The organism is Pseudoalteromonas sp. DY56-GL79, from assembly GCF_041414765.1.
GTDB classification, from domain to species: Bacteria; Pseudomonadota; Gammaproteobacteria; order Enterobacterales; family Alteromonadaceae; genus Pseudoalteromonas; species Pseudoalteromonas piscicida.
In genome coordinates this window covers 253688-262237 of the sequence record NZ_JANHZS010000002.1, presented here as the reverse complement: position 1 = coordinate 262237, position 8550 = coordinate 253688, and the positions used below count along the sequence as shown (strand labels likewise).

6 protein-coding genes and 1 pseudogene are annotated in these 8550 nt (G+C 43.7%); 4 read left to right on the top strand and 3 right to left on the bottom strand.

Features of this window, described 5'->3' with window-relative positions:
• Nucleotides 1-210: 210 nt before the first annotated feature.
• Nucleotides 211-1005 (bottom strand): annotated as a pseudogene (locus NO992_RS02540) (ISAs1 family transposase); the annotation flags it as partial.
• 142 nt (nucleotides 1006-1147) lie between these two features.
• On the opposite strand from NO992_RS02540, the gene NO992_RS02535 reads away from it, so the two are divergent.
• The 3 genes from NO992_RS02535 (at nucleotide 1148) to NO992_RS02525 (ending at nucleotide 5894) form a co-directional block, all read left to right on the top strand.
• Nucleotides 1148-3856: a CHASE domain-containing protein gene (locus tag NO992_RS02535; protein ID WP_371374089.1), complete on the top strand. Its 2709-nt coding sequence runs from the start codon at nucleotides 1148-1150 to the stop codon at nucleotides 3854-3856.
• Nucleotides 3857-3982: 126 nt separating this feature from the next.
• Nucleotides 3983-4753 carry a substrate-binding periplasmic protein gene (locus NO992_RS02530; RefSeq protein WP_371374086.1) on the top strand — a complete coding sequence of 257 codons (771 nt, stop codon included), beginning with the start codon at nucleotides 3983-3985 and terminating at the stop codon, nucleotides 4751-4753.
• Nucleotides 4754-4853: 100 nt separating this feature from the next.
• Entirely contained in the window at nucleotides 4854-5894 is a 1041-nt protein-coding gene (locus tag NO992_RS02525) for a tetratricopeptide repeat protein (protein ID WP_371374083.1), read from the top strand.
• A gap of 66 nt (nucleotides 5895-5960) precedes the next feature.
• Here the strand turns inward: NO992_RS02525 and grpE are convergent, their stop codons facing one another.
• Entirely contained in the window at nucleotides 5961-6572 is a 612-nt protein-coding gene (gene grpE / locus NO992_RS02520) for a nucleotide exchange factor GrpE (RefSeq protein WP_010375425.1), read from the bottom strand.
• A gap of 65 nt (nucleotides 6573-6637) precedes the next feature.
• A complete protein-coding gene (locus NO992_RS02515) occupies nucleotides 6638-7573 on the bottom strand; it encodes an HrcA family transcriptional regulator (protein WP_171039494.1) in 936 nt (311 codons plus the stop codon).
• 90 nt (nucleotides 7574-7663) lie between these two features.
• Here NO992_RS02515 and nadK point away from each other — a divergent pair, with 90 nt between their 5' ends.
• Nucleotides 7664-8548 (top strand): NAD(+) kinase, encoded by an 885-nt coding sequence (gene nadK / locus NO992_RS02510; RefSeq protein WP_017217984.1) that lies wholly within the window; start codon nucleotides 7664-7666, stop codon nucleotides 8546-8548.
• Nucleotides 8549-8550: the final 2 nt, after the last annotated feature.

Below are 8550 nucleotides of genomic sequence, written 5' to 3'. Positions count from 1 at the left end.
ACATCCAATAAAATGAAAAATATTTTTTGCGATGTCGATACTGATTGTTGTAATCTGCATTTGGTCTTCTCCCATTTTGATTGTTTGCAATTCAATCATGGCACACCGATGCCGAGTGTGGGAGGAGACCATTACATCAGGTTAATTAGTCTCATTTTATTCTCCTAATGGGTTAGTACATACCACAGGGGAGGAGCATACTTTGATTACTTATAAGCCAAAGAACACCAGTGCCCTAAATTTGTCGCTCCAGCCAGCGGTTTTCAATTTGCTCCGTTGACTCGGTAAGCCGCATTCACACTGCTTGAGCATATTTATTACAAAACGCCTGAATAGGGCCATATTTTCCACCGCACCATCGAGACAAATTCTTGATGAATCCTCTTTAAAGACAACATCTAGTACATAGTGCTGACAGTTCTCTATACGCCAGTGTTGACGGATTTAGCGGCCTAGCATCTTATTTTTTGGTGACATTGAGCTGACGTAGTAGCTGGTATCAATACTGATTTTACCGCCGCAGGTTCTGTGTCGTTCTACCGCGATGGTGCTGCGAATTGTCGGCCAACTCACCGCTAACGCTTCGTCTAATTTTGGCTTGAGTTGATACACTATCCGCGTCTCTGTGCGATCATGTGCTTGCTGCTTTACCTCGGTTACGACTTGCTCTTTGCCAGCATCGAATACGCGTTGAAATTGATCGGTTACAGCCTGATATAGCTTGGGCTGATTCTTTTTAACCTGCACCACAACATCGGCTTTTTTCGCAGCGATCATTTCAAGTGTTTGCCGTTGACAATGTAGCGCATCCACAGTGATAACGCTGCCCTTAATATCAAGCACTTCAAGCAATTGCCGCACAACATTTATCTCGCCTTGCTTGGTTTCAGTGGACTGTTGTGGCAGTACTAACCCTGACTCTGTATCGTATGCAGTAACAAGTTGTAATGCCGTCTTTTTATCGCCGCGATACGAACCACGCAGTACTTTGCCGTCGAGTACAATTTATCCAAATAACAACTCAAAATATGTCTTTAATGAGCCAATTTAGGCACAAATTCAGCATTGTCACTTCGCCGTAATCACTATCAATTCAATACAATCTGGACTAACATATTGGTTAGATTTACAGCGTAAGGAATATAGCGTGTCGTTAGCGAATGCTCACACAGTTCGCCAGAGCCGATTTTTGCCACTTGTTGCTGCACTACTTGTGTTGGTTGGCAGTATGCTTTACGGGCTGGTGTTATATGAGCAAGAAAAGGAGCATCATGCTGAAAAGGTAGCGGCGGCACTTGCCTCACGGCTTGACCATGTGACTGAGGGGGTGAACGAGCGCGTTACGCTGTATTGGTACGGTATTTTGGGGCTTCGCACTGCAATTTATGCGAATCAACAACACAGCTTTGACTATCAGGCGATGCAGCGTTATATCAGGTCGTTTGACTTCCAAGCGGAATATTCTGGGGCTCGTGGCGTGGGGATCATCAAATATGTCCCCGTCGATGACATAAGTAGCTTTGTGCAACAAGCACAAGCTGAGCGTACTGACAGAACGTTCTCCATAAAAACGCTGAACCCGCATAACACCAGCAAATTTGTTATTCAGTATATTGAGCCCGAAGTAAACAATGATAAAGCCGTTGGCCTGGATATAGGCTCCGAAGCTAGTCGCAGAACGGCGGCAATAGAAGCAGCTACTGCCAATGAACCGAGACTTACCGCTCCAATTACCTTGGTACAAGCCGACAATAAAATTAAATATGGCTTTTTGATACTCGCCCCAATTTATACCTCTATTGGTATGGCGGAAAATGAAGAAAATCGCTTAGACAACCTAGTTGGTTGGACTTATTCCCCGTTACTTATCGATGAGATCTTGTCAACTTTACTGTCTTTTCGACAAGATGTTTCGATTCAAATTTCCGATGTAACCAATAACGATGAAACCATACCTTTTTATCAGGTGCTAAAAGAAGATGTTAAAGAGTTAGATAACTCAGTGGCTAAACAGGTCACCTTGTTTGGTCGCACTTGGGAAGTAAAAATTTGGCCAACTCTGCAGTTTATCCGTTCACTCAATCTCGTCTCTCCTAATACCATTTTACAGGTCGCGCTGCTGGTTTCTACGCTATTGGCAATCATCACTTATATTTTGCTTTTAAGCTTTACGCGTCAGCGCTTAGCTGAAAAGGAAAAGCTAGCAGCCGAAGAAGAAAGAGCACAATCTCTTGCTAAACTGAACTCTTCATTAGAACAGGAAGTCAAAGCACGAACTAAAGAAATCGTAAAATACAGCCAACTTCACACCAGTATTGTTGAAGGTTCGGGTTATGCCATTGTTGCCACCGATCCTGACGGTATCATTACCCAGTTTAACCCCGCAGCTGAACGTCTGTTAGGGTACAAAAAAGATGAACTCATTGGTAAATCATCTCCCGCCATTTTCCATCTTGAAGAAGAGGTCGTTGCAAGAGCAAAAGCGTTAACGGAAGAGCTTGGCAGAGTCATTGAACCTGGATTTGAAGTCTTTGTCGCCAAAGCCAAACAAGGTGTGGTAGATACTAGCCGATGGACTTACGTTACTAAGCAAAATCAATACGTTCAAATTAAGCTGAACGTAACGACATTGACCGACGAACGTGGCAACATTGATGGATTTTTGGGTATTGCATTAGACCTCACAGAGCAGCTTAAGCACGAGCGAGAACTCTCGCACGCCAAAGAAGCAGCTGAGCAAGCAGCCAAGGCAAAATCCGTCTTTTTGGCTAATATGAGTCATGAAATACGAACCCCCATGAACGGCTTATACGGCACATTACAACTATTAAAGTCGGAGCCACTTAACAGCACTGCCACTAATCTGCTTGAGAAGGCCACCTACTCAGTTAAGGCACTTAACACTATCATTAACGATATATTGGACTTCTCTAAAATCGAAGCCGGCAGAATTGAGCTTGAAGAACGGCCATTTAATATTGAGGTGTTGGTTGAACATCTACGCTCAGACTTCTTAGTGTTGGCAAAAAACAAGGGGCTAAAGCTTAAGATCCACGTTGAACTTGAGCATAAATTTTGGCTTGGGGATGAAGTCAGAGTCAGGCAAGTGTTGCTTAACCTCTTGTCAAACTCCATTAAGTTTACTGAAACGGGCAGCATTATTACCCATATAAAACCGCTTCAAAATGATTCAGGTATGCTTATTACCGTTGCCGACACTGGCATAGGGATGACAGAAGCCACTATCAACAAACTCTTTTCACGATTTGAGCAGGCAGATAAGTCCACCACCAGAAAATTTGGTGGTACGGGGCTTGGTCTTTCCATTACCCGCTCTTTAATTGACTTGATGGGCGGCACAATTAAAGTAGAAAGTACCATCGGTGAAGGCAGCCTATTTAGCGTCGAACTGCCCATGCAAAAATCTGAGGTTACGTCAGAACAACCAAAAGGCGACCAGCTAAAAGCAGCTGACTTGAGCGGCACATCCATATTGCTGGCTGAGGATAACCCAGTAAACCAGCTGGTAGTGCGCTCTATGATTAGTAAAGCCAATGGTGATATTGCGATTGCAAATAACGGTAAAGAGTCTATTGAACAATTCGAGCTAAACAAACCCGACTTGATACTTATGGATATTCAAATGCCTGAAATGGATGGCGTTGAAGCTTGCAAACGTCTTAAGAGGAAGGATCCCAATATCCCCATCATCGCATTAACTGCAAATGCTTTTCCGGAAGACAAAGCCTTGTATGAGCGCGTTGGATTTGATGGCTATGTTGCCAAACCCATAGAGCAGCTTGAGCTTATCAATACCATCGCGACCGTACTCGCACATAGCCGAAATATGCAGTAATTTTTACAGATATGAGAACACTCTGCGGTTAGCGGTTACAAACTTAATCGTTTAACAAAGCTCGTGTACCTTTTTTGATTTACTGATAAAATAATCACCTCTACTCATCTGCAAGGATCGATCACCATGAAATACGCTAGATCGTTTTTACTCTGTTTATTCATCGCGTTTTTAGCGTTCGAAGCGTCGGCCAAATGCGATAAAACTTTGCGTGTAGGAATGAACGAAACGCAGTGGCCTCCCTATATTTCTCGCAGCGGAGGTAATGTCTCTGGTATAGAAATTAATGCGCTAAATACCTTGTTTAACGATTCATCTTATTGCTTGAAATATGTATTTTATCCCACCTCATCAAGAATGCTAACGGAGCTAAAAACAGGCAAAGTAGATTTAGTGGTGGCCGCGACCAAAACCGCAACGAGAGCTAAGTTTGCGTACTTTACTACACCTTACCGCCAAGAAGTCATGGCATTATTCCAACATAAAGACAAACCAAAAATTGGCGGCGAAGTCGAGTCGTTGATCCTTGCAGGAAACACATTTGCACTGAATGCTGGCAGCTATTACGGTATTGCCTTTGAAAAACTGATCCAAGACTTTTATAACGATCAGCTGGTACACCTGCCCAACGCCGCTCGTCGCTTTAAAATGTTGCGTAAACAGCGAGTTGACTATGTTGTTGAAGATAAGCTCGCGGGCGAATACTTTATTCAAACCAAAGAGTATACCGATGTTATCTATTCAGGTGTCGATGCAAATAAAACACCAGTTAGCTATATGCTTAGCAAAGTCAGTTTAACTACTTTAGATCTTGAAAACATCAATCGGCTAATTGAATTGCACCAAAGTGAGCTCGGCAATTTGTTTTCTTTTCATCAAGTTTCCGCTCCCCATTGATAACTAAAGAGGCGACCTCTACATTGTTGCTTATCTTTGTATAATGCTGTTTATCGTAATTGATTTGGAACTATTTGTTACTGCCGACTACAGTTAGTAGATGCGCCAAAATGTGGTTGGGGTTTGCTTGGTTCGGTTTTTACTCTTTGTAACTTGTACATTTTATTTTTGCCAACACGCGTTGGCGAAAGACTTTTCATATTTTGAAAGTAAGCTAGATGAGGCCAGCGACTATTTAACGGTTAACCCTGCACAATCTCTGACTATTCTCGACAGTTTAGAACAGCTGCAAGATGTACCTGTGCCGTTATTTATTCAGTGGCATTTGCTGAGCGCTCGAGCCTCTGTACCAACAAATAAAGTAGATAGGCTCTATACCTCAATAAACGCGGCCTTTTTGTATCCAGATGACATGTTTTTTAAAGCAAACCTCCCTACCATTTTAAGCGCACTTGGGATTTGGTTACGCCGACAGGAGTACCTTGATGATGCTGATACTAGCCTCAAGTGTGCCTACAAATATACAGAAAATGACCGCCAACGGCTTACGCTAACTAACAGTATGGCGCTAGTTGCCCGCAACCAAGATGACTATCAAAAAGCGAGAACATTGTATGCCAAGGCACGCAAATTGGCTGAGGAGTTAAAACAAACCCCAGTACTTGCGATGATCGAAAGCAACTTAGGTAGCCTCGCGCTTGATCAAGGCCGAATATTTGAAGCCGAGCAGTATTTTCGTCATGCCCTGTTGGGTTATCAAGCTGTTGATAAACGCTCGGGTCAAATCTCAGCGGGCATTAACTTGATGTTTGTCTTTCTTATTCAAAAGCAAATCGTCAACTACGAACGTTTACAAGGGCCCACATCTACCCTAACTACAGCTTTTCCAAACGAATCAAAACAAGCTTGGCTACAATGGCTTGAGGCGCGTTATAAACAACTCGAAGGAGAAATGCCCAACCAAAACACTAAGCAAGCGTTACAACTGGCATATACCCAGTTAGAAAGCGATAAAGTAAAACTGCTAGTACATAGATATTTAGCAAAAGAATTAGGCGTCGAAGTCACTGCCCCCCTCCCCATCACCGCCAAGTCTTTTTCCAGTCCTTGGTTTGATAAAGTGAAACAGTGTAGTTGGTAAGCGAATACACTTGTTCCTAAACGCAAAAAAGCCGCTCAATGAGCGGCTTTTTCAAATTGGATTTGCTTACTCAGCAGCCTTAGACACCATAACCATCGCAGGGCGCAACAGACGGCCGTTTAAGGTATAACCTTTTTGCATCACAGCAAGCACTGTATTTGGTGATACATCATTGCTCGGCTGAATTGACATTGCCTGGTGTAACTCTGGGTTAAATGTTTCACCCTGTGGATTTACCGCTTCAACACCAAATTTAGCAAGGGCATCGGCAAATGTCTTGATAGTCATATCAATACCTTCAAGCACAGGCTTTAGCGTTTCGTTTTCTTTGTCAGAAAACTCAATCGCACGCTCTAGGTTATCGATTACAGGTAGCAATTCGTTTGAGAACTTTTCTAGTGCAAATTTGTGTGCTTTTTCAACGTCCTGCGCTGCACGGCGACGAACATTTTCAAGCTCAGCGGCGGCGCGAACAACGCTATCTTTTTGTGAGTCGATAGTTTGCTTAGCGGTTTCTAGCTCAGCGTACAGACCAGCGATTTCTTCTTCTGGGCTTAACTCACCCGCATTTTCTGCCTGCTCTTCCTGAGTTTGTTGCTCTGCTTGTGCTTCTACAACTTCTGCTTCCGCTTGTGTTTGTTCAAGCTCTTGCTCTGGGGCTTTTGTCTGCTCAGACATGTGGTGATTCTCCGATTCTTTACAACTGCGGTAATTATGGGGATTGAAATGAGAGTTTCAACCCTTTATTGCGGCAATTTTTTGAATTCTGACAAGATGGCTTCGATCTTTGAATCCGCAGGGCAAATGACGCAAAAGCGACTTTGATATTCTCCTTTGGAGAAATACGGCACACTGAGCACCACTACGCGATGTAAACCGAGCATGCTTAGCTCTTCGCCAAGTAACACGGATACGCCGTCTTTAAACGCTAAGCGGTCTTCAACTTGGTCTAAAAATCCGACGCCAAGATTAATCTCTCTATCCAACTCTAAGCGGTTATATAAGTAACGCTCGCCGACAACAATCGCATTATCTGAGCCTAATTGCTGACTTAACTGCTTGGTCCACTGGGCCAAAATATGATGACAACTCGGTGGTGCACTGTGCGCCATGGCGCGCATTCGGTGCAACCCTTCAACTAAAGTTTGTTGACTGAATACGGTATTCATCCAAGCTGCAAACTGGTATCGCAACGCGTCGGAGTCATCTACGGGTTTATCAATACAAATATTGTGTGATTGCCCCGCTCTGTCTAACAGCAGAACCAGCCAATTTTTACGATCAAAATCGAGCACTTCCACACGGAACATTTGCTTGCTGCTAACTTGTGGTAACCCCACGCAGCAACAGACCTGAAAGTTTTGGCTCAATAAATGTGCAAAAGAGACTATTGCGGATTGATCAGGTTGCCAATGAACGGCAACATCAGCCAGAGGAAAAAACTCCTGTAGCCAGAATTTTACACCTTGGTCGGTGGGCACGCGGCCAGCTGACGTGTGCGGCGAATACAATAAGCCTTGATTTTCAAGTCTTGCCATTGCATTGCGTACGGTTGCAGAACAAATAGCAAGGCCGTCCTGCTTTGCTATTTTGCTGGATGCAACAGGCTGTCCTTCACCATTACAATAATGGCGCATGACCGCACACAGAATTTGTTCATCTCTGGGATTTAGTTTCATAATTATTTTAATATGGGTGTCAATTGCCAGTTTCAAGCACTACGCTTTTAATATAATCTTGCAACAAAGATACCAAGGACAAATGACTGAATGACGACCACGTTTAACACCATCGGCTTAATTGGCAAACCCAACCACGAAGGCGCGGGGACGACCTTACAACGACTCTACACATTTTTGCAAGCATTAGGATATGAAGTACTCGTCGAAGATCGCGTTGCGGAGCAAATAAAGTCGTTAGACGAAGATGCTGTTGTCGAGTTAGTTGAACTAGGTAAACGTTGCGACCTTGCTATTGTTGTTGGTGGTGACGGTAACATGCTTGGCGCAGCAAGAGTACTGGCTCGTTTTGATGTCGCCGTGATCGGAGTTAACCGCGGTAACTTAGGCTTTTTGACAGATTTGAACCCCGAAGGCTTCGAAGCGCAGCTAGAAGCGGTGTTGAGCGGCCAATTTATTGAAGAATCGAGATTTCTGTTGGAGGTGGCAGTATACCGACATCACCAACTTAAAAGCGCAAATTTAGCAATGAACGAAGCCGTATTACACGCTGATAAAGTTGCGCATATGATTGAATTTGAGGCTTTTATCGATGACGACTTTGTATTTTCTCAGCGCTCAGACGGTTTAATTGTCTCGACACCAACGGGGTCAACCGCTTACTCGCTTTCGGGTGGCGGGCCTATTTTAACCCCGGAACTCGACGCTATTTCACTGGTGCCTATGTTTCCGCATACTTTATCTAGCAGACCTTTAGTGGTGGATGCAGAAAAAGAAGTAAAACTTAAGTTAAGTCTAGAAAACACCGACAGCTTACAAGTGAGTTGTGACAGTCATGTTGTACTGGCAGTGCTACCCGGTGACGAAGTTATCATCAAAAAAGCGGAGAAAAGACTAAGATTGATACATCCCAAATGCTACTCCTACTACAATGTTCTTAGACAGAAATTAAATTGGGGCAGTAGGCTTTACTAAGT